The 19,771-nt window shown below is 54.1% G+C and carries 19 protein-coding genes; 13 read left to right on the top strand and 6 right to left on the bottom strand.

Annotated features, from left to right (window positions below; genetic code table 11):
- Positions 1-111: 111 nt before the first annotated feature.
- Positions 112-483: a hypothetical protein gene (locus ABNT34_RS12420; protein WP_348732082.1), complete on the top strand. Its 372-nt coding sequence runs from the start codon at positions 112-114 to the stop codon at positions 481-483.
- On the opposite strand, the gene bioA is transcribed toward ABNT34_RS12420, so the two are convergent.
- Positions 480-1,784 (bottom strand): adenosylmethionine--8-amino-7-oxononanoate transaminase, encoded by a 1,305-nt coding sequence (gene bioA, locus ABNT34_RS12415; RefSeq protein WP_348732080.1) that lies wholly within the window; start codon positions 1,782-1,784, stop codon positions 480-482. The genes ABNT34_RS12420 and bioA overlap by 4 nt on opposite strands.
- 135 nt (positions 1,785-1,919) lie before the next feature.
- Here bioA and bioB point away from each other — a divergent pair, with 135 nt between their 5' ends.
- From bioB to bioD, 4 genes are read left to right on the top strand one after another with little or no spacing between them, the layout of a single operon-like run.
- A complete protein-coding gene (gene bioB / locus ABNT34_RS12410) occupies positions 1,920-2,957 on the top strand; it encodes a biotin synthase BioB (protein ID WP_348733711.1) in 1,038 nt (345 codons plus the stop codon).
- 5 nt (positions 2,958-2,962) lie between these two features.
- Positions 2,963-4,129: an 8-amino-7-oxononanoate synthase gene (locus ABNT34_RS12405; RefSeq protein WP_348732078.1), complete on the top strand. Its 1,167-nt coding sequence runs from the start codon at positions 2,963-2,965 to the stop codon at positions 4,127-4,129.
- Between the two features lie 23 nt (positions 4,130-4,152).
- A complete protein-coding gene (gene bioC / locus ABNT34_RS12400) occupies positions 4,153-4,929 on the top strand; it encodes a malonyl-ACP O-methyltransferase BioC (RefSeq protein WP_348732076.1) in 777 nt (258 codons plus the stop codon).
- A complete protein-coding gene (gene bioD, locus ABNT34_RS12395) occupies positions 4,926-5,636 on the top strand; it encodes a dethiobiotin synthase (RefSeq protein WP_348732074.1) in 711 nt (236 codons plus the stop codon). Before bioC ends, bioD begins: the two co-directional genes overlap by 4 nt.
- Here the strand turns inward: bioD and pepE are convergent.
- Positions 5,625-6,326, bottom strand: a complete 702-nt coding sequence (gene pepE / locus ABNT34_RS12390; RefSeq protein ID WP_348732072.1) for a dipeptidase PepE — start codon at positions 6,324-6,326, stop codon at positions 5,625-5,627. The genes bioD and pepE overlap by 12 nt on opposite strands.
- Before the next feature lie 156 nt (positions 6,327-6,482).
- Between pepE and htpX the strand changes: the two genes are divergently transcribed.
- The 3 genes from htpX (at position 6,483) to ABNT34_RS12375 (ending at position 8,407) form a co-directional block, all read left to right on the top strand.
- Positions 6,483-7,358 (top strand): protease HtpX, encoded by an 876-nt coding sequence (gene htpX, locus ABNT34_RS12385; protein ID WP_348732070.1) that lies wholly within the window; start codon positions 6,483-6,485, stop codon positions 7,356-7,358.
- Positions 7,359-7,554: 196 nt separating this feature from the next.
- Entirely contained in the window at positions 7,555-8,115 is a 561-nt protein-coding gene (locus ABNT34_RS12380; RefSeq protein ID WP_348732068.1) for a YSC84-related protein, read from the top strand.
- Positions 8,116-8,173: 58 nt separating this feature from the next.
- Complete coding sequence (locus tag ABNT34_RS12375; protein WP_348732066.1) at positions 8,174-8,407, top strand: TIGR02647 family protein; 234 nt, start codon at positions 8,174-8,176, stop codon at positions 8,405-8,407.
- On the opposite strand, the gene ABNT34_RS12370 is transcribed toward ABNT34_RS12375, so the two are convergent.
- Genes ABNT34_RS12370 through ABNT34_RS12360 form a run of 3 tightly spaced genes read right to left on the bottom strand, consistent with a single transcriptional unit; the run spans position 8,388 to position 12,146 of the window.
- Positions 8,388-10,307, bottom strand: a complete 1,920-nt coding sequence (locus ABNT34_RS12370) for a DUF3488 and transglutaminase-like domain-containing protein (RefSeq protein WP_348732064.1) — start codon at positions 10,305-10,307, stop codon at positions 8,388-8,390. The genes ABNT34_RS12375 and ABNT34_RS12370 overlap by 20 nt on opposite strands.
- Complete coding sequence (locus tag ABNT34_RS12365) at positions 10,301-11,227, bottom strand: DUF58 domain-containing protein (protein ID WP_348732062.1); 927 nt, start codon at positions 11,225-11,227, stop codon at positions 10,301-10,303. Before ABNT34_RS12365 ends, ABNT34_RS12370 begins: the two co-directional genes overlap by 7 nt.
- Before the next feature lies 1 nt (position 11,228).
- The gene (locus tag ABNT34_RS12360) at positions 11,229-12,146 is read right to left on the bottom strand and encodes a MoxR family ATPase (protein ID WP_348732060.1); all 918 of its coding nucleotides are present in this window, start codon (positions 12,144-12,146) and stop codon (positions 11,229-11,231) included.
- An 88-nt stretch (positions 12,147-12,234) separates the two neighbouring features.
- Between ABNT34_RS12360 and ABNT34_RS12355 the strand changes: the two genes are divergently transcribed.
- The 3 genes from ABNT34_RS12355 (at position 12,235) to ABNT34_RS12345 (ending at position 15,269) form a co-directional block, all read left to right on the top strand.
- The gene (locus ABNT34_RS12355; protein ID WP_348732058.1) at positions 12,235-12,690 is read left to right on the top strand and encodes a low molecular weight protein-tyrosine-phosphatase; all 456 of its coding nucleotides are present in this window, start codon (positions 12,235-12,237) and stop codon (positions 12,688-12,690) included.
- Between the two features lie 144 nt (positions 12,691-12,834).
- Positions 12,835-14,184, top strand: coding sequence for a 3-deoxy-7-phosphoheptulonate synthase class II (locus tag ABNT34_RS12350; RefSeq protein ID WP_348732056.1), 1,350 nt, complete (start codon positions 12,835-12,837; stop codon positions 14,182-14,184).
- 29 nt (positions 14,185-14,213) lie between these two features.
- On the top strand, positions 14,214-15,269 hold the full coding sequence (locus ABNT34_RS12345) for a 2-dehydropantoate 2-reductase (protein ID WP_348732054.1): 1,056 nt from the start codon (positions 14,214-14,216) through the stop codon (positions 15,267-15,269).
- A 14-nt stretch (positions 15,270-15,283) separates the two neighbouring features.
- Here ABNT34_RS12345 and ABNT34_RS12340 read toward each other — a convergent pair whose 3' ends face one another.
- Positions 15,284-16,096, bottom strand: coding sequence for a pyruvate, water dikinase regulatory protein (locus ABNT34_RS12340; RefSeq protein ID WP_348732052.1), 813 nt, complete (start codon positions 16,094-16,096; stop codon positions 15,284-15,286).
- Between the two features lie 135 nt (positions 16,097-16,231).
- On the opposite strand from ABNT34_RS12340, the gene ppsA reads away from it, so the two are divergent.
- Together ppsA and ABNT34_RS12330 are read left to right on the top strand one after the other, a co-directional pair.
- A complete protein-coding gene (gene ppsA / locus ABNT34_RS12335) occupies positions 16,232-18,607 on the top strand; it encodes a phosphoenolpyruvate synthase (protein ID WP_348732050.1) in 2,376 nt (791 codons plus the stop codon).
- 192 nt (positions 18,608-18,799) lie between these two features.
- Entirely contained in the window at positions 18,800-19,756 is a 957-nt protein-coding gene (locus ABNT34_RS12330) for an ADP-ribosylglycohydrolase family protein (RefSeq protein ID WP_348732048.1), read from the top strand.
- The last annotated feature ends 15 nt before the right edge of the window (positions 19,757-19,771 follow it).

Below are 19,771 nucleotides of genomic sequence, written 5' to 3'. Positions count from 1 at the left end.
AGGCTCCAACTTGCGCTTCAGAAAAGTTTGATTTTAATTCAGGAGGTGTAATGATACGCAGGCAGCGCCTAAGCACAAGCAAAACTTGTCACAAACCGAAGGAACAGTGCAGTGAACGAGCCTCTTCGCAGCCAACCGCGTAAAAACCGCCGTAAAGGCCCGGACTGGGTGGTGCTGAGTTTTCATTGGTTGTCGGTGATTGGTTGGGTCATTCTGATTGTGGCGCTCGGCCTCAGCCATATGGCCAAACCGGAAATGAATTCCGGCCTGGTGCGCTATTGGGGCATTCAGATCCGCGATTACTGGGAGCCGACCTTAACCGGTCAGTTGATTTATTTGTTGTGGTGGTGCTGTCTGGTTAGTCTGTTCAGCATAGTATTAAATCAGTTCCGGCTGCGCCGTGCGACTGACCGCCAGCAATACAACTCGGTGGCGTTACTGCTGATTGCTATGGCGGCGTTAAGTTTCTTCTACCAAATCTAGGCGCCCGGCAAAGCCTGCGCCTGATGCAGTACATCCTGCTGCACAATAAACTCCAGCGCTGCAATCAGCTGCGACAGCTCAGCTTCTTCGATAATATACGGCGGCATCAGATAAAACAGATTGCCAAAAGGCCGGATCCAGACACCGCGGGCCACCATCAGCGCCTGCGCTTTAGCGACATTAATATTGCTCTGCATCTCCACAATACCCACCGCGCCTAAGACCCGCACGGCTTTGACGGCCGGATACTGCGTGAGCCGTTTTAACTGTTGTAACTGCTGTTCTATCTGCTGGACTTGCATCTGCCAGGCGCCGGTTTGAATAATTTTCAAGCTGGCGCAGGCAACGGCGCAGGCGAGCGGATTGGCCATGTAGGTTGGACCATGCATCAAAGCACCGACAGCGCCGCTACTGATGCCATCAGCCACTGCCTTAGTGCAAAGCGTAGCCGCCAGCGTGATATAACCGCCGCTTAAGGCTTTGCCGAGGCACATGATGTCCGGAATGATACCGGCGTGCTCGAGCGCAAAGAGCTTGCCGGTGCGGCCAAAGCCGGTGGCAATTTCATCGCAAATCAATAACACGTCATATTGGTCACAGAGTTCCCGCGCGAGGCGCAGATACTCCGGATGATAGAGCCGCATACCGCCGGCGCCTTGCAGTACAGGTTCCAGCACAAAGGCCGCGAGTTGGGTGTGATGTTGCTGAAATATGTCCCGCAGTGCCTGACCATCACTGTGTTGCCATACATCGTCAAAAGCGCGCTGTGGCGCTTGCGCGAAGACATGCGAAGTCAGCTGGCGCTGAAACATCGCGTGCATGCCATCGACCGGATCACACAGCGCCATAGTGGCAAAAGTATCGCCATGGTAAGCCTTACGCAGGCTCAGCATTTGGGTTTTACCGGAATGACCACGCGCCAGCTGATACTGCAGCGCCATTTTCAGTGCGACTTCCACAGCAATAGAGCCGCTGTCGGCATAAAAAATATGTTGTAACGCCGGGGGCACCAGTTGCAATAACAGCTTACCCAGCTCCACTGCGGGCGCATGGGTAATGCCACCAAACATAACATGGCTCATCTGCTGCAGTTGATTGGTCACCGCCGCGTTAAGCTGCGGGTGGTTGTAACCGTGAATGGCGGCCCACCAGCTGGACGTGCCGTCGACTAAAACCCGGCCATCATCCAACTGAAGCCAGACGCCGGTGGCACTTTTGACTGGGTACACCGGTAAAGGATTTGCCATCGAAGTATAAGGGTGCCACAGATGCTGGCGGTCAAACTGCAAATCAATGCTCATAAAATAACCACTGGTAAACCTGATTAACTGGTACGCGTTGACAAGGCGCGGCGCGCCGATAGACTAGCGGCAAACCCAGACAAAGACAAACGAAATACAGGGACTCTTATGCATTCGCTTTTTACTGACCCAAGCCTGACTGAAGTGCGCCACAACTGGACTTTGGCCGAGGTAAACGCACTGTTTGCGCTGCCATTTAACGATTTGATGTTTCGCGCTCAGTTGGTGCACCGGGCAAACTTTCCGGCCAATGAAGTGCAGGTCAGCACCTTGTTGTCGATTAAAACCGGCGCCTGCGCGGAAGACTGCAAATATTGCCCACAAAGTGGTCATTACAATACCGGCCTCGAGCGTGAGCGTTTACTGGAAGTCGAAAAAGTTCTGACGCAAGCCAAAGCCGCCAAAGCGCAGGGCGCCAGCCGCTTTTGTATGGGCGCGGCCTGGAGTAACCCAAAACAACGCGATATGCCCTACATCATGGAAATGATCCAGGGCGTCAAAGGCATGGGTCTGGAAACCTGTATGACGCTCGGTAAACTCACCGCCGAACAGGCGCAGGAACTGGCCGGCGCAGGCCTCGATTATTACAACCATAACCTGGATACCTCGCCGGAATTTTACGGCGAGATCATCACCACCCGCACTTATCAGGACCGTTTAGATACGCTGTCACACGTGCGCGACGCCGGTATGAAAGTCTGCTGCGGTGGCATCGTCGGTATGGGCGAGAGCGCCAATGATCGCTCCGCATTGTTACGCCAGATTGCTAACCTGCCGGAACATCCGGAATCAGTGCCAATTAATATGCTGGTCAAAGTTGCCGGCACACCGCTGGAAAATGTCGAAGATTTAGATGGCTTTGAATTTATCCGCACTATTGCCGTTGCTCGCATCATGTTGCCAAAAAGCCATGTGCGTTTGTCTGCGGGCCGGACCCGGATGAATGAGCAAATGCAGGCGCTGTGTTTTATGGCCGGCGCCAACTCAATTTTTTACGGTGATAAATTACTGACTACAGAAAACCCGGAAGCCAACGCCGATATGCAGCTCTTCGCTAAGCTCGGCTTAAAACCGGAGCAGCGCGGCGATGTGTCTGACGAAGCGCACGAAGCCGCGATGGCGCAGGCTATTCAGGAGCAGCTGGAACCCAGTCTGTTTCATGCCGCAGTCTGAGTAAAATGCAATTATCCCAGATGCAACAATGGTTGGCGCAGCGCCGCGACCAGGGTTTGTACCGTCAGGAACAGTTGCTGCAACCCTTGCCAGACGGTCTGCTTGGCTTTGACGGCCAGACGCTGCTGAATTTTTCCGGCAACGACTATCTGGGCCTTGCCAGCGCGCCATCACTGCGTCAGGCGTTTGCTGATGCCGCGTCAAGTGTCGGCAGTGCAGCGACCGGCTCACCGCTGGTGACAGGTTTTCAGCCGGCTCATGCGGAGCTTTGCAGCGTACTATGCGACTGGCTGGGTGTCGAAGCCGTGTTGTTATTCAGCTCCGGTTTTGCCGCCAATCAGGCGATGCTGAGCGCGCTGGTGGCGCCGGACGAGCTGTTGCTGTTGGATAAATATTGTCATGCCTCGATGCAGGATGTGTTGATGCATGGTCAGCTGCGTTTTAAGCGTTTTCCACACCAGGATTTTCAGGCGCTCGGGCAGCTATTAGTCAAAGCACAGGATAAAGCCGTAGTGGTGGCGACCGAAGGCGTGTTTAGCATGGACGGCGACATCACCGACAGCCACGCGCTGCTGTCCCTGTTATCGCCGCAGCAACCGCTGCTGCTCGATGACGCCCACGGCATTGGTGTACTTGGCGAAGAAGGGCGCGGCAGCTGGCAGCACAGCGGAGCAACAGCGACGCAACTGCAATGCCTGATGGCGAACTTTGGTAAAGCATTGGCAGGCCAGGGTGGATTTTTGGCTGGCAGCCGCGATGTGATTGACTATATCCGGCAACAATCAAGGCATTATATCTACAGCACGGCGCTGTCGCCGGCGCTTTGCCTGGCTATGGTGCATAGCATTGATTTATGCCGGCGCGAGCAGTGGCGGCGTGACAAACTGGCAGAAAATATCGGGTTGTTTCGCAGCGGGGCAGCCGCTGCAGGCTTACCGCTGACGGCTTCTGTCACTGCCATACAGCCGCTCCTTTGTCAGGACAATACCACAGCGATGTTGTGGAGTCAGGCGCTGAAACAAGCCGGTATTTGGCTGCACGCCATTCGCCCGCCAACAGTGCCGCAGGCGCGGCTGCGCATTTGTTTATCCGCCGCACACAGCCCGGCACAAATTGCGGTGCTTATAAGCGCCCTGGTACAAACCAGGCCTGTTATCGTGGGTTCTAACTAACAGATTTATCACAGGATTTTTCGGTGGAAAGCCAACTGCAAGCAGAACAAATCAGTGCGCATTTCGGAAAAGCGGCACAAACTTACGAACAAAGTGCGCGGTTACAGCGCGAGGTGGCTTTTGATGCTTTGCGTTTTTTGCCGCAGCAACGACAGGGCGCTTTGCTGGATTTAGGCTGTGGTCCGGGTTGGTTTCATCACAATCTGAGTAGTTATTGTGACGAGCTGATCGCGTTGGATTTAAGTGCTGCCATGTTGGAGCAAGCCAAACGCCATGGTATCGCCCGGCAGTTTATTCAGGCCAATGCCGCGCAAATCCCTTTGCCGGATGACAGCGTCGACACAGTGTTCAGCTCGCTGATGCTGCAATGGTGTCCGGACCCGGCGCCAGTCTTTGCCGAAATTGCCCGGGTGTTAAAACCGGGTGGCCATTTTGTGCTGACTACGCTGGTGGAAGAGTCGATGCATGAGTTTCAGCAGGCCTGGCGCCAGACCGGTCAGGTGCCGCCGACGCTAAGTTTCAGTCCGGTCGCTGATTATCTGCGTGCAGCCAAAGCCAACGGCTTGAGCTGTCATGGCCAGCAAAAAACTTTTCAGCTGTTTTTTCCGGATGTTTTTACGCTGGCCCGCGAGTTTAAGCAGGTTGGAGCCAACTATACCGGCCTGAAGGCTGGCAGCGTACCAGGTCTGGCTGGCCGCGGCTATTGGCAACGTTTTGCCGACGCCTATCAGCGTAATCTGACGACACAAGGCCTGCCACTCAGTTATCAGGTGCTGTTTATTTTTGGTCAGATGCCATGACTGACGCAGCATCAAACACAAGGCCGCAGCGGTTTTTTGTCACGGGGACAGATACTGACGCCGGCAAAACTTATTGCAGCAGCGCCATCTTGCGGGGCCTGCAGTTACTGGGGTATCACTGCAGCGCGCTTAAACCTTTGGCCAGTGGCGTCGACCATGACGGCAACAATGCCGATGCCAAAGCCTTGGCGGCGGTGACAGGCCAAAGTCTCAGCGCCGTCAATCCACTGTGTTTTAGTCTGCCCACAGCGCCGCATCTGGCGGCGTTGGCACAAGGCCAGACGCTGAGCCTGCATCAGCTCGATACCTTGTTACCACAACATAACAGCCAGTTTGAACTGATTGAAGGCGCCGGCGGATGGTTATTGCCGCTGAACGCCACCGAGTACCTGGCAGATTGGGTGGTGCGGCATCAATGGCCTGTGGCGTTGGTGGTTGGGGTGAAACTGGGCTGCCTGAACCACAGTCTGCTGACAGTTCGCGAACTACGTCGCGCCGGCGTGCCGATTTTGGGTTACATTGCCAATATCCTCACGCCGGATATGCACTATCTGGCAGAAACCTTGGCGGACCTGTCAAACCGTCTGCAACTGCGACAGCTTGCGACTTTGCCGTTTTCGCCAGACGGGGCCGACGATGCTTTATGTTTACAGCTGGCTGTTGCGCTGAAGCAGCAGCTGGCAGCCAGCAATCACTCAGATCAATAGCGCCGACAGGTCACTGTCTGGTGCTATGACCGATTTCACTCCACGCTGAAATAACGCCGCGTCGCTGTTGCCAACATAGCTGAGTTTGCCGCTCACCAGTTTCAGCGCAGTGCCTTCCGGCAAGCCAACCACAGGCGTGTCCGGGTTCAGCTGCATAAACTCGGCGATGCGCATATCGCGGGTTTCACCATGAAAACCCGGCGGGGCAAAGTTGGCGTAATGTGGGTTCAGTTGAAACGGCAGCAGCCCGAGCGCCTGAAACGACGGCGGCTCAATGATCGGCATGTCATTGGTGGTGCGAATGCTGAGGCCGGCAATATTAGAACCCGCGCTCCAACCGGTGTAAGGCAGTCCCTGCAACACAAGCTGACGTAAATCTTCCACTAAATCGTGCTGATATAGCCGCTGTAGCAAAGCAAAAGTATTGCCGCCACCGACCATCACCGCTTGCGCCTGCTGCAGCGCCTGTTTTGTGTCAGCAAACTGGTGAATGGAAGTCACTTTCAGCCCCAAGGGCTTTAACGCCGCCTGAACTTTTTGCTGATAATCGTCGTAAGACACAGTGACGCCGGCGTAGGGCACAAACAGCACTTCGCGGCGTTCTGCCAGCTGTGCTGCGATAAGGTCCAGTGCCGGGGCCAGATAGTCACTGTCGCCAGCACGGGAACTACTGAGCAGAAGTAAGTTCATTTTAAGGTCTCGTTGGTTTGATGGCGCAGTGTAGCTGCTGCAAAACCATGGCGGCAAGCCGGTGGCAGGACTCGGCAGGCGAATTGTCGCATCGGGCTTGAATTTAGCACTAAAGTCCATATCTTACAGGCAGGTCATCAGAAATTTGAGGTAGAGATGAAACGTATACTGTTGTTTATTATGACAAACCTGGCGGTGATGCTGGTGTTGTCTGTGGTGCTGAGCATCCTGTTCAGTGTCTTTGGCATCAACCGGCAAAGCATGGGCGGTCTGTTATTACTGGCTGCAGTGTTTGGTTTTGGCGGTTCTTTTATCTCCCTGGCGATGTCAAAGTGGATGGCAAAACGCTCCACAGGTGCAGTGGTGATTGAGCAGCCACAAAACGCAACTGAGCACTGGCTGGTCAACACAGTACGGCGTCAGGCGCAACAAGCCGGTATCGGCATGCCGGAAGTTGCCATTTACGACTCGCCGGAAATGAACGCCTTTGCAACCGGTATGAGCCGCAACAATGCCCTGGTTGCAGTCAGTACTGGTTTGCTGCGTAACATGCGCGAAGAAGAAGTCGAAGCAGTCCTGGCGCATGAAGTCTCCCACGTTGCCAACGGTGACATGGTGACGCTGACGCTGATTCAGGGCGTGGTCAATACCTTCGTAATTTTCCTGGCGCGACTCATCGCCGGCGCTATCCACAATGCCACCCGCAGCAGCGATGATGAATCGTCAGAGTCTGGCGGTTTTGCTTACATGGCCACAGTGTTTGTGCTGGAAATGATGTTTGGTGTGCTTGCCAGCATCATTGTGATGTGGTTCTCGCGTAAACGGGAATACAGCGCTGATGCCGGTGCCGCCAAACTGGTCGGTGCCAACAAAATGGTCGCTGCGCTGGAACGGCTGCGTAACAACCACGACAGTCAGCTGGAAGGCTCAATGATGGCCTTTGGTATCGCCAACAAACCAGCCAGCAGCGAGTTGTTTTTGAGCCATCCGCCGTTGGAAAAACGCATTGCGGCACTGCGCAGCGCCACTTAATCCGTAAGCTTCATCCCAAAAGGCCGCCATGCGGCCTTTTGCTTTTTAACGTCGGACAATTTTTGGTTGCCGGGGCTAAGTTTATGAAGCAATATAAATTTCTGCTTTGACCTGCCGCGTTTAACCGAATTTTCTGCAACCTTTTGCAGCGGGCGCAGGTCAGAATCTGCAACACTTCTGATCCCGGAGCAAAATAATGACAAAATGGCTGGTTGCTTTTTCCCTCACCTGTAGTTTATTGCTTGGCGGCTGCGCCAGTACCAGCGGCCAGACCGCTGACCAAAAACGGCAGTCCATTGAACAAATGCGTGCTTCGACTTTAAACAAACTCTACAAAGAAAAACCTTACGCCGCCGACAGTATCGAGCGCGCGGCCGGTTATGCGGTATTTTCCAATGCCAACGTCAATTTAATTTTCGCCAGCGCCGGTGGCGGGCATGGCGTGGTCCACAGCAATAATGGCACTGTGACATATATGAAAATGGGCGAGGTTGGACTTGGGCTTGGGATAGGTGCCAAAGACTACCGGCTGGTATTTGTGTTCCACAACCAGCAGGCACTGAATCGCTTTGTCGATGACGGCTGGGCCTTCGGCGGACAGATGGACGCAGCAGCCAAAGCCAATGAAAAAGGCGACGCCATTGGCGGCGAGATCACGGTCGACAACATCACTATTTATCAGCTGACAGAAACCGGATTGGCACTGCAAGCAACTATTAAAGGCACCAAGTTCTGGCGTGATGACGCACTGAACTGAGTTGCCGTGGCTTTTGCTGCAGGCTATGGTTAGAACAAAACAACACCAAGGAGTCTTTATGCCAATTAATGCCGATTTGAATGTTGAGATCCGCGTGCTGAATTTATTTAATCTCGACAGCAGTCTGGAGGGCATCAAAGCCCACAAAGACGCTGATGACGAAACCAAAGCGGCCATTGGTCGATTGTATCAAAAGGGCCTGTTAACTCAGGCCGACGGTGGTTACCTGACCGACCTTGGCCGCAGCTGCGCCGAACATGTGCAAACCGCGCTCAGGATTTTAGCCGTTTAAGCCGCGTCAGCAGCTGGCGCACGGCCAGGCGGGACTCGGCATACGCAGCTGTCTCGCCGCCAAATTGCCAACGCAGATAACTGTCATTTAGCACGGCCAGCTCTGCGGAAAGTACCGGCTGTTGCAGCGCCCACAGTGTTAAATATTGCTGATAACTTTGATCGAGCGCTTTGGGCTGCAATCGCAGCAATGGCTGGAATAAGCGGGTGGTCGGGTCTTGTTGCGGCCGGCGCCGCCAATACCAAACGCCCGCGATTGCAGCGGGTACCAGCAGCCACACCCAGAAGTACGGCGGCAGGCGGAAATCCTGTTGCCATTGCCGTAACTGACCAAACAAACCTTGTTGCTGCGTCGAATCGAAGCTCAGCACCCACATCGACCAGTAATAGTCCAGATCGCGCAACGGTTGCAGCACCATCAACCGCAGCTTCGCCAGCATCCAGTCACCACCAGCACCGGCAAAGTCGCCGAGATTGGTATCTGACAAAGTTTCCTGCAGCAATGACGGCTCAATCAAAGCGGTGGGGTCGAAACTGAGCCATTGGCCATCCTGATAATATTCCACCCAGGCATGCGCATCTTTTTGCAATACTTGCAGGTAAGCGCCGTCATCCTGCCACTCGCCACCTAAATAACCGCCGACTAAGCGGGCAGGAATGCCGGCGGCGCGCAATAAAAACACCGTTGCGCCAGCGTAATGACTGCAAAAACCGAGTTTGCGTTCAAATAAAAACTGGTCAATCTGGGCACCACTGAGCTCACCGGGCCTCAGGCTGTAACGAAACTCCTGCTCGCGGAAATAATCACTGATGCGCTGGACTAAAACAGTTGCGGTGGCAGTATTTTCGCTCAATTGCCGGGCCAGCGCCCTGCTTTGCGGGTTACCAGCCGGCAGCTGCAAGTAGCGGTTGATATTGCCACTGGCTTTTAGCGGGCTGATGCTGCTGGCCACCTGATAACTGAGTCGCTGGCTCAGCGGCTGCTCAGTCACCAGCAAGGCCTCGTTCGTCGCCTGCACGTTCTGGCTGTGCTGCTGCACCACGCCGAGGCTAAATAAACTGAATTGCTGATGTGGTTCCGCCACCAGGGTATAGCTAAATTGCGCCACGCCATTAGCTGGCGGCAAAGTCCGGGTCTGCAAGCGCTGCGCACGCCAGTTGCTGCCGTCAAACACGTCGTAAACTTTGGCGCGAAAATAACGCTGGAATGCCGCTGGCGCCTGACCGCTGAAGCGTACCCGAAACGCCAGCGCGTCTGACTGCAGTAACTGGCCTACGGCGCCCGGTGCTAAGTTGTCGGTAAGGCCCGTTTGTGTCATTTTGGCGCCCGGCAATTGCCACAACGGTGGCAAACGCGGAAACAACACAAACAAAGCGCTGGTGAACAGCATCACCAACAGCGTATTTCGGCTCAGAATTCGCCATTGCAGACGCGGTATTTCGGTGCAGAACGTCAGGTACTGTGCATAGAGATTAAGCGTAAAGGCAGCCAGAATAATGGCCGCGAGCCACAAGTCCTGATGCAGAATAAAAGCGCAGGCCAGCAAAAAGTAGTGGACCCAAATCAGCTGAACCACGTCCGTGCGCCGCTGTGGTGTCAGACCTAATAAGCGTAGTACTGCAGCGAGCAACAGGAAATGAAACATCAGGTGCATGACGCCAAGCTCGCGGGCGCTCAGCAGCAACGCCAGCAGCATCCCACCGGCCAGCAAATTGCTGTAACCCAGGCTCCATGGCTTACCGTTTCGATACAATTGCCAAAGCTTAGCCAGCAATAACAACGCAAACACCGCCAGGCTCCAGGAGGTATAAGCTGGCAGCAATAGCGCCCACAGCAGCAGCTGAAACAACCACAAACGCCATTGCAACGCCTGAAACAGTGCCGGGCTCAACGTCAGCATAATGCCAGCTCCTGTAACACCTGGCGCAAATGCGCCGGCCCCACACCAATCGCCACTTCGCGCTGCGCCAGACGCAAGCCAAAGGGCTGAGCCGTTTGTTCATGCAGCTGCGCCCGGGCAGCAAGGTCTGACAGCTGCGCTTCCAGCCCGTCAATCCGTGCATCGGCGGTCAGCCAAATCTCCCGCAGCGGTTGGCTGACAGCGCTGTACTGATGCACCATTAACTGCTGCTGCCGGCTGAAGCGCTTCCAGTCCAGCTGCCGCCAGGCATCGCCAGGCTGATATTGGCGCTGTCCGGACCATTCTTCACGGTTGCCGCTGTTATCCTTAGCCTGTAATGCGCTGAACTGCGACAGCCGCGGCTTTGGAAACACCCAATAGTTACAATCGAGGCGGACATAACTCCAGCAGCGGACCAGACCAAAAGGGTAAACCGATTGCAGCTTAAGGCGGGGGATCGCGTGATAGCCGCGTTTGACCGCTGCTAAGGTCAATAACTGAGTGTGGCCCGTCGCGAGCATAAATGCCTCGTCTTGCCAGCCCAGTTGCAGCGTTTGTGGCAAACCGCTGGTGCGTTGCAGGTGCAGCATGATGTGCACGGATTCGCCAACACAGGTATCGCCGGGAACTTCGGCTTTTACTATGGTGTGATGTAAATTCAGAAATGCCAGCAGGATAGCCGCGAGGCAGAGTACCAGCAGCAGATAACCAAGTAAGATCACCAGATTATTCTGATAGTTAGTACCAAGAATGTATAACAACACCACTAAGGCCAGCAGGGCAAAACCAAAAGGCGTCGGAAAGACAAACAACATGTGCTGGCGTAGTTTTTGTTCGGCTGCCGCCGGAATGCGCTGATCGAGCCAGTGCCAGACGCGCTGACGAATTCTGGCTCTGATGGCAGCTAAAATCGCTTTCATCTCAGATTTGGCAAGGCGTTTGTTGTAACAACAGAGTACTGGCGTTGGTTTCACCGGCATGGCCGCCCGGATGTAACCGGTGCTCCGCCACAGCCGGAAAAATGTGCCGGATGTCGTCGGCTGTGACAAAACTACGGCCACAAATTAAGGCGTACGCGCGACCGGCTCTAACCAGCGCTTTGGCTGCCCGCGGCGACAGCGCCTGCATATCCTGCCGGCTACGACTGTTGCTGACCAAATCCAGCACATACAGCAATAGCGGCTCGCTGCAGTGGATCGCATCCACCGCCTGCTGTAACTCCACTAAAGTCAGCGGATTTAGTATGGCCTGCAGCGCCGCGCTGCGGCCGGCCTGTTGTTGTAATAGCTGCAGCTCGGCGGCACGGTCAGGAAAACCCAGGCTCAAACGCAGCATAAACCGGTCGAGCTGAGATTCCGGCAGGGCATTGGTGCCGCTGTAATTTTGTGGATTTTGCGTGGCGATAACAAAAAATGGCGCGGGTAACTCACGGGTAGCACCATCAATCGACACCTGATGCTCTTCCATCGCTTCAAGCAGTGCGCTTTGGGTTTTCGGACTGGCTCTGTTGATTTCATCGGCCAGCAATACCTGACTAAATACTGGCCCGCTCTGGAATCTGAACTCCTGGGTGCGCGCATCAAACAGGTTAAAACCGGTGAGGTCGGCCGGCAACAGGTCACTGGTAAACTGCACACGGCGATAACTCAAACCGAGGCTTTGGGCTAAGGCGTGCGCCAGTGTGGTTTTACCCATGCCGGGCATATCTTCCAGCAGCAGATGGCCACCGGCCAGCAGGCAGGTCAGCGCCAGCCGGATTTGCTGCGGTTTACCGAGGATCACCTGATTCAGTTGCTGCTCCACCTGGTGAAGTACAGCCGCATTTGATACATCAGTCACTGCTTTTTCCTTGTCTGGCTGCTGCTACTTTCAAATAGTCACAAAATTCGTATACTGGCGCAACTTGTTTAGAGTCAGGGCCTTGTCAGTGAAAATACTGTTTGTCTGTTTGGGAAATATTTGTCGCTCGCCGACCGCACACGCGGTATTTCGTCAGTTAGCAGCCACTCAAGGGCTGGTGTGCGAAGTCGAATCGGCCGGTACCAGTGCTTCGCACAAAGGTGACGCACCGGACCCGCGCAGTATCAAGGCGGCACCGGATTATTCCTTTAAAGGCATCAAATCACGGCCCGTACTACCGGCTGACTTTCATGACTATGACTTAATTTTAGCGATGGATCAGCAAAATCTGGCTGATTTAACCCGTCGTTGCCCACCTGAGCAGCAACACAAATTAAAACTGCTGCTGCAGTATCACCCGGAGTATCCAAAATGGCAGGAAGTACCGGACCCTTATTATGGCGGCCCACGTGGCTTTGCTGTGGTATTTGATCTGATTGAGCAGGCTTGTCAGCAGTTAGTGCGGCATTTAAAGCAAGGCTGAGCATTAAATAGCCGTTTATACGTCCAGATTGAAATTTATCCGGTGAAAGCGTTGAATTTCGCTGCCAGTGCCTTTACCTTGTGCGGTGGAGCCATAACCCAAGCGAAATTTACATCCACAAACACCTGACATAGGAATTTTAAAGTGACTACCTGGACGCCTCAAAGCTGGCGAGCATTTCCGATCCAACAGCAACCCCATTATGAAGATCAGGCTTTATTAGCCTCGGTAGAGCAGCAGCTGCACAAATATCCGCCGCTGGTTTTTGCTCAGGAAACCCGTGATCTGTTTAGTCAGCTCGGCCAGGTGGCCGAGGGCAATGCGTTTTTATTGCAGGGTGGTGATTGTGCGGAAAGCTTTAGCAACTTTAATGCGCCGAAGATCCGTGACACTTTTAAAGTCCTGCTGCAGATGGCTGTGGTATTGACCTTTGCCGGCAGCTGTCCTGTGGTGAAAGTCGCCCGCATGGCCGGTCAATATGCCAAGCCACGCTCCAGCGATTTAGAAACTATCGATGGCATCAGCCTGCCAAGTTATCGCGGCGATATCGTCAACAGTTTTGAATTCACTGAAGCCGCCCGCCAGCCAGATCCAAACCGGCTGATGACGGCTTATCACCACAGCGCCGCGACGCTAAACCTGTTACGGGCTTTTGCTCAGGGCGGCCTGGCCGACCTGCATCAGGTCAGCCGCTGGAATATGGGCTTTGTTGAAAGCAACCCATTAAAAGGCCGTTACCAGGATATCGCGCAGCGTATTCAGGAAGCGCTGCGTTTTATGGAAATTTGCGGCATCAGCGCCCAGACCTCGCCGTCTATTCGCGAGACCACGCTCTACACCTCGCATGAAGCCTTGCTGCTCAATTACGAAGAAGCGCTGACGCGACGTGATTCGTTAACCGGGCTGTGGTACGACTGCTCGGCGCACATGGTGTGGATTGGCGAACGTACACGGCAACTGGACCACGCGCATATCGAATTTTTCCGCGGTATTCATAACCCGATAGGTGTGAAGATTGGCCCTGGTATGGATGAACTGGATCTTATCCGCTTAATCGACGCGCTGAACCCGGACAATATCCCGGGCCGGCTGACGCTGATCACGCGGATGGGCGCTGATAAACTTGCAGACAAACTGCCAGCCTTAGTGCGCCGGGTGCAGCGTGAAGGCCGTAAAGTGGTCTGGAGCTCAGATCCGATGCACGGCAACACCGTCAAAGCCAGCAACGAATACAAAACCCGTGATTTTGAGGCTATTCTGCGTGAGATACGCAACTTCTTTGCGGTGCATCAGGCAGAAGGTTCGCATGCCGGCGGTATCCATCTGGAGATGACCGGTGAACATGTCACCGAATGTACCGGCGGCGCTTACGGCCTGTCTGAGAACGATTTAAGTCAGCGTTATTTCACCCAGTGTGACCCGCGTCTAAATGCCGATCAGGTGCTGGAGCTGGCGTTTTTGATCGCAGATACACTTCGAAACGTGCGTAAATAAACAGCCGGTGGACCGGCTAAGGACAGCCGATGCAGGACCTGCAAAGCAAAGTGCAAACCAGTGGGCGTAAATACCGGGTGGGCATTGTCGGCGCAGGCAGCATCGGCTGTTTTTTAGGCGCTATTCTGGCACAAGACGCTGATTTGGAACTGATGTTGTTTGGCCGCGATTATATGGGGCTGGAACTGGCGGCACATGGACTGACTGCTCGCTGGCAACAAGCCGCAGAACACTATCAGGCCAGCGCTTCCGCAGTCGCGTTTTACACCTCTTTCGTCAGTCTGATTGAAGCCGATGTGGTGTTGCTGTCCGTCAAAGCCACTGCGCTCAGTGCACTGTTACAACAAATTAAACCGCATTTACGCCCTGATGTGCCGGTCATTGCGCTGCAAAATGGCATCGGCATCACCGACATTATCCAATCACAACTACATAACCCGGTGCTGCGCGCCATAGTGCCGTTTAATGTGGTGAGTCCCGCGCCGGGGCAGTTTTTGCAAAGCAGCAGTGGCAATTTGCTCTGGCCTGCGGTGGATACAGCTGTGGTTCAATATCTGCAACAGGCGTTTTACAGCCGCGGTCTGGAAGTACAGGCCGTCGACGATATGAAAGCGGCAGAATATGGCAAATTACTGCTTAATCTGAATAATGCGTTAAACGCCGTGTCTGGCTTGCCGCTGCGCGCCCAGTTGCTGAACCGGCATTGGCGGTTGTTGCTTAGCGCAGCGATGCGGGAATGGCTGGCGGTTTGTGCTTGTGAACAAGTCACGCCAATGCAATTTACCGCGTTAAAACCGACGTTATTGCCTTTGGTCTTACGGCTACCGGACTGGCTGTTCCGCCGGGTGGCCGCCAAGATGCTGCGGATAGACCCGCAAGCGCGACTGTCGATGTCGGCTGATCTCAGCAGTGGCCGTCGCACCGAAATTGCCTTTCTAAATGGCGCTGTGGTGCAGCTTGCTAAGCAACACGGTATCAACACGCCGGTTAACCAGGCCATTGTCGACCTGGTGCATCAAAAACAACAAGAGCCGCTGTATACAGCAGAACCGCTGCAACTTTGCCGTCAACTGCAACTCTGCTGACGCTGTCAAATCTCTTAGTACTTTTGCCGTTTTAAGCCGGTTTCGGCCATGATTTTGGCGCTGATCTCTTCAATCGACAAAGTGGTGGAGTTCAAATAAGGGATCCGCTCTTTGTGATACAGATTTTCCACTTCATCCAGTTCCAGCTTGCATTGGCGCAGCGACGAATAGCGGCTGTTAGGCCGGCGCTGCTCACGGATTTGGCTTAAACGCTCTGGCGTAATGGTCAGGCCAAAAAGCTTGTTGCGGTGCGGCTTTAACGCTGCCGGTAAATGCAGTGAATCCATATCTTCTTCGACAAAAGGATAGTTGGCCGCTTTGATGCCGTACTGCAGTGCCAGATAAAGCGAAGTCGGCGTTTTGCCGCTACGGCTAACGCCGACTAAGATGATATCGGCCTTGGCATAATCTTTCAGATTAGCGCCATCGTCATTGGCAAGTGCGTAGTTCACAGCGTCGATGCGATAGTCATAAGTTTTTTCATGAATGCTGTGGGTACGGTGGGTTTTCGGTTTGGCTGGAATGCCCAGTTCTTTTTGCATTGGCTCAACAAAAGCATTGAGAAAGTCGTAACAGACGCCCTCAGAGCTGTTAATAATTGCGCGCAGTTGCTCATCAACAAAAGTAAGGAACACCAGCGGCCGTACTCCGGTAGTTTTATAACGATCGTTAATCCGTTGCTTGGCTTGTTCGGCTTTCAGCGGAGTTTCGACAAATGGGATAGTGACATGGTCGAATTCGGCTTCAAACAGCGACAGCAAAGCGTGTCCGAACACTTCGGACGTAATGCCCGTACCATCAGAGATATAAAAGGCTGTACGCATCAAAAACCCCATTTGTTGTTATAAATTTTCATTAAAAATTAGCATTTTAATTTAGACGGCCAGCAGTGTAGAATTATTTCGCTTACGTGTCTGCCGCTGTAAGCTTACATAACCTGCAACAAAAATTGGAGACATACTGTGCAAGAATTCGTTGTTTGGTATCAGGATTTGGGCATGCACGATGTCCCGCGGGTTGGAGGCAAAAATGCCTCTTTGGGTGAGATGATCAGTAACCTTTCTGGCGTCGGTGTGCAAGTGCCGGGTGGCTTTGCCACCACCGCCGAAGCCTTTAACCAATTCCTTGAGCAAAGCGGTGTGAACGAGCGGATTTATCAGCTGCTCGACGGCCTGGATGTTGACGATGTAACAGCTCTGGCCAAAGCTGGTGCGCAAATCCGTCAGTGGGTCATTGACACACCATTCCAACCTGAGTTTGAAACCGCCATCCGTCAGGCTTTTGATGAGCTCTGCGCCGGTATGGGCAACGATGCTTCCTTCGCAGTACGCTCCAGCGCCACCGCCGAAGATATGCCGGACGCGTCTTTCGCCGGTCAGCAGGAAACCTTCTTAAACGTGCGTGGCTACGAGCACGTCATCGAAGCCATCAAACACGTATTTGCTTCGTTATTTAACGACCGCGCCATTTCTTATCGCGTGCACCAGGGCTACGACCACCGCGGCGTGGCGTTATCCGCCGGTGTACAGCGCATGGTGCGCTCTGACTGCGCCTCCAGCGGCGTGTTGTTCTCGATTGATACCGAATCAGGTTTTGAAGACGTGGTGTTTATCACCTCCAGCTTTGGCCTTGGCGAAATGGTGGTGCAGGGCGCCGTCAATCCGGACGAATTTTATGTGCATAAACCAACGGTCAGCGCCGGCCGTCCGGCAGTGGTGCGCCGCACCTTAGGCAGTAAGGCGGTGCAGATGGTGTATTCCGGCGAACATAGCCACGGCAAACAAGTGCGGATTGAAGATGTCGCCGCCGACAAACGCCGTCAGTTCTCCATTACTGATGCCGAAGTGGAAGAGTTAGCCCGTCAGGCCATCATCATCGAAAAACACTATGGCCGGCCGATGGACATCGAATGGGCGAAAGACGGTATCGACGGCAAGCTTTACATCGTCCAGGCACGGCCAGAAACGGTACGTTCGCGCGAAGACAGCAACTCGATGGAACGTTACCAGTTACAAGGCAGCGCCGCAGTTGTCACTGAAGGCCGCGCCATCGGCCACAAAATCGGCTCTGGCACGGCCAAAGTGCTGGCCAGCATCGCCGATATGGACCAAATCCAGCCGGGTGATGTGCTCATTACCGACATGACAGACCCGGACTGGGAACCGATCATGAAACGCGCCTCAGCTATTGTCACTAACCGTGGCGGCCGAACTTGTCACGCGGCGATTATCGCGCGTGAACTGGGTATTCCGGCTGTGGTCGGTTGTGGCGATGCGACCTCCAAAGTCAAAACCGGTCAGCAAGTCACAGTGTCTTGTGCCGAAGGTGACACCGGTTATGTCTATGACGCCATTCTGCCATTTAACGTCGTGACATCCCGCGTTGACAGCATGCCGGCGCTGAAGATGAAAATCATGATGAACGTCGGTAATCCGGAGCGTGCTTTTGGTTTTGCCAAACTGCCACACGCCGGTATTGGCCTGGCGCGTCTGGAATTTATCATCAACCGGATGATTGGGGTGCATCCCAAAGCACTGCTGAACTACAGTGTGCAACCGGCGGATGTCAAAGCTCAAATCGATGAAATGATGGCCGGTTATGCCTCGCCGGTGGAATTTTATGTCGCCAAACTGACTGAAGGTATTTCCACGCTGGCGGCCGCTTTTGCGCCAGAGCGCGTGATAGTGCGGATGTCCGATTTTAAATCAAACGAATACGCCAACCTGGTTGGTGGCCGTCAATACGAGCCACACGAAGAGAACCCGATGATTGGTTTCCGTGGTGCGTCGCGTTATATCTCGGAAGATTTCCGCGATTGTTTTGCCCTTGAGTGTGAAGCTTTAAAACGTGTGCGCAACGACATGGGCCTGACCAACGTCGAGATCATGATCCCATTCGTGCGCACCTTAAGCGAAGCCGAAGCTGTGATTGGTTTATTGGCTGAGCAAGGCTTAAAACGTGGCGAAAATGGCCTCAAAGTCATCATGATGTGTGAGCTGCCATCGAACTGTCTGTTGGCTGAGGAGTTCCTCGAATTCTTCGATGGCTTCTCGATTGGCTCGAACGATCTGACGCAGCTGACTTTGGGTCTGGACCGTGATTCAGGCCTTATTGCCCATCTGTTTGATGAACGCAATCCGGCGATTAAAAAGCTGTTGTCGATGGCGATTTCTACCGCCAAAGCCAAAGGCAAATATGTCGGTATTTGTGGCCAGGGCCCGTCGGATCATGAAGATTTCGCCGCCTGGCTGATGGATCAGGGCATTGATTCTGTATCGCTGAACCCGGATACAGTGCTGGAAACCTGGTTATATCTGGCGGAGAAATACGGCGGCTGAAAAGCCACCTGATCTGTCGGGTCATCTGAAAGCCAACCTTTGGGTTGGCTTTTTTGTCGGTTATTTACACAGTCAGCAACAACAAATGCGCTCTAGGCCCTGTCAACAGGGACTTTTGTAAAATCAGAAGCTTGCAATGTACAGGCTCAGCCTGCAGACTGTGCATCAGATTTATTGCATACAGGAGGTGTCATGGCTTTAACTACTTTGCAACGGGCGCAGGGTGCGCTGACTGCGGCTTTGGCCGCCGATGCATTGGGCACCCAGTTTGAGTTTTGTCAGCCGGCGGAACTCAGACGTAAGCCGGCAGCAGAGCTTTTGCAACTGCAGGATTGCGGTCCCTGGCACACACTGGCCGGGCAGCCAACTGAAGAAGGCGAGCTGATGTTGCTGCAGGCCAGAATGCTGCAATATTGCCGCAGTTATCAGGATGAACAGGCGTTGTCTGCTTATCGGTATTGGCTCAGCACCGAACCTTTTGCACTTGGTGCCTCATTACAACGCGCCATTGTCGGCGGGCCGGATGAGCACGACTATACCGCCAATGCCTTAGCCCGTTTAACGCCGCTGTGTATTCTCGGGGTCCATTTTTCGCTGCCACAAATTGCCGCCTGGGCGATGGCCGATACTGCGTTGACGCAAAATGCCGTGCTGATGCAGGAAATCAGCGGCCTGTATGCGATGTTACTGGCCAAAGCCATCGACAGTGGCGCTGATGCCGACACTTTGTATCAGGACGTTGAGACCTGGGCGCTGGAACTCAAATCAGACCCGCAGATCCGCGCAGCTATTGCGCAAGCGTTGTTTATGCCGGGCAGCAGCGAGCTTCGGCAGCAAAATCCGGCCTTAGCGGCTTTCCAAAATCTGTTGTTTCAGCTGTTATATGCCAAATCCTTAGGCGAGGCCCTGGTCGACACTATCCGTCTGGGCGGTGACACCGGTACTAACGCGGTGATTGTTGCGGCGGTGTTTGGCGCTATCGGCGGCATCGAACAGGTACCGCAGGAATGGCGCGACGCCTTAAAAAATTGCCGTCCAAAGGATGGAGTGACAGGTGTAGAACAACCCCGCGACGAAACCTTCTGGCCGGTAGAGGCTGAGTTGTTGGCACAGCAACTGACGGAGCTGACACCGGCCAACGCAGCCTGAAGCAGCAACACAGCC

The sequence above is a fragment of the Rheinheimera texasensis genome (assembly GCF_964031785.1).
GTDB classification, from domain to species: Bacteria; Pseudomonadota; Gammaproteobacteria; order Enterobacterales; family Alteromonadaceae; genus Pararheinheimera; species Pararheinheimera texasensis_A.
Note: the sequence above shows the minus strand (reverse complement) of the source record. Positions and strands in the feature narration are given on the sequence as shown.

What these genes read in the sequence shown, in the direction of transcription:
- bioA (WP_348732080.1), bottom strand. Translation starts at nt 1,784, where the DNA reads ATGAGCATTGATTTGCAGTTTGACCGCCAGCATCTGTGGCACCCTTAT.
- ABNT34_RS12405 (WP_348732078.1), top strand. Translation starts at nt 2,963, where the DNA reads ATGCAATTATCCCAGATGCAACAATGGTTGGCGCAGCGCCGCGACCAG.
- bioD (WP_348732074.1), top strand. Translation starts at nt 4,926, where the DNA reads ATGACTGACGCAGCATCAAACACAAGGCCGCAGCGGTTTTTTGTCACG.
- pepE (WP_348732072.1), bottom strand. Translation starts at nt 6,326, where the DNA reads ATGAACTTACTTCTGCTCAGTAGTTCCCGTGCTGGCGACAGTGACTAT.
- htpX (WP_348732070.1), top strand. Translation starts at nt 6,483, where the DNA reads ATGAAACGTATACTGTTGTTTATTATGACAAACCTGGCGGTGATGCTG.
- ABNT34_RS12380 (WP_348732068.1), top strand. Translation starts at nt 7,555, where the DNA reads ATGACAAAATGGCTGGTTGCTTTTTCCCTCACCTGTAGTTTATTGCTT.
- ABNT34_RS12375 (WP_348732066.1), top strand. Translation starts at nt 8,174, where the DNA reads ATGCCAATTAATGCCGATTTGAATGTTGAGATCCGCGTGCTGAATTTA.
- ABNT34_RS12370 (WP_348732064.1), bottom strand. Translation starts at nt 10,307, where the DNA reads ATGCTGACGTTGAGCCCGGCACTGTTTCAGGCGTTGCAATGGCGTTTG.
- ABNT34_RS12365 (WP_348732062.1), bottom strand. Translation starts at nt 11,227, where the DNA reads ATGAAAGCGATTTTAGCTGCCATCAGAGCCAGAATTCGTCAGCGCGTC.
- ABNT34_RS12345 (WP_348732054.1), top strand. Translation starts at nt 14,214, where the DNA reads ATGCAGGACCTGCAAAGCAAAGTGCAAACCAGTGGGCGTAAATACCGG.
- ABNT34_RS12330 (WP_348732048.1), top strand. Translation starts at nt 18,800, where the DNA reads ATGGCTTTAACTACTTTGCAACGGGCGCAGGGTGCGCTGACTGCGGCT.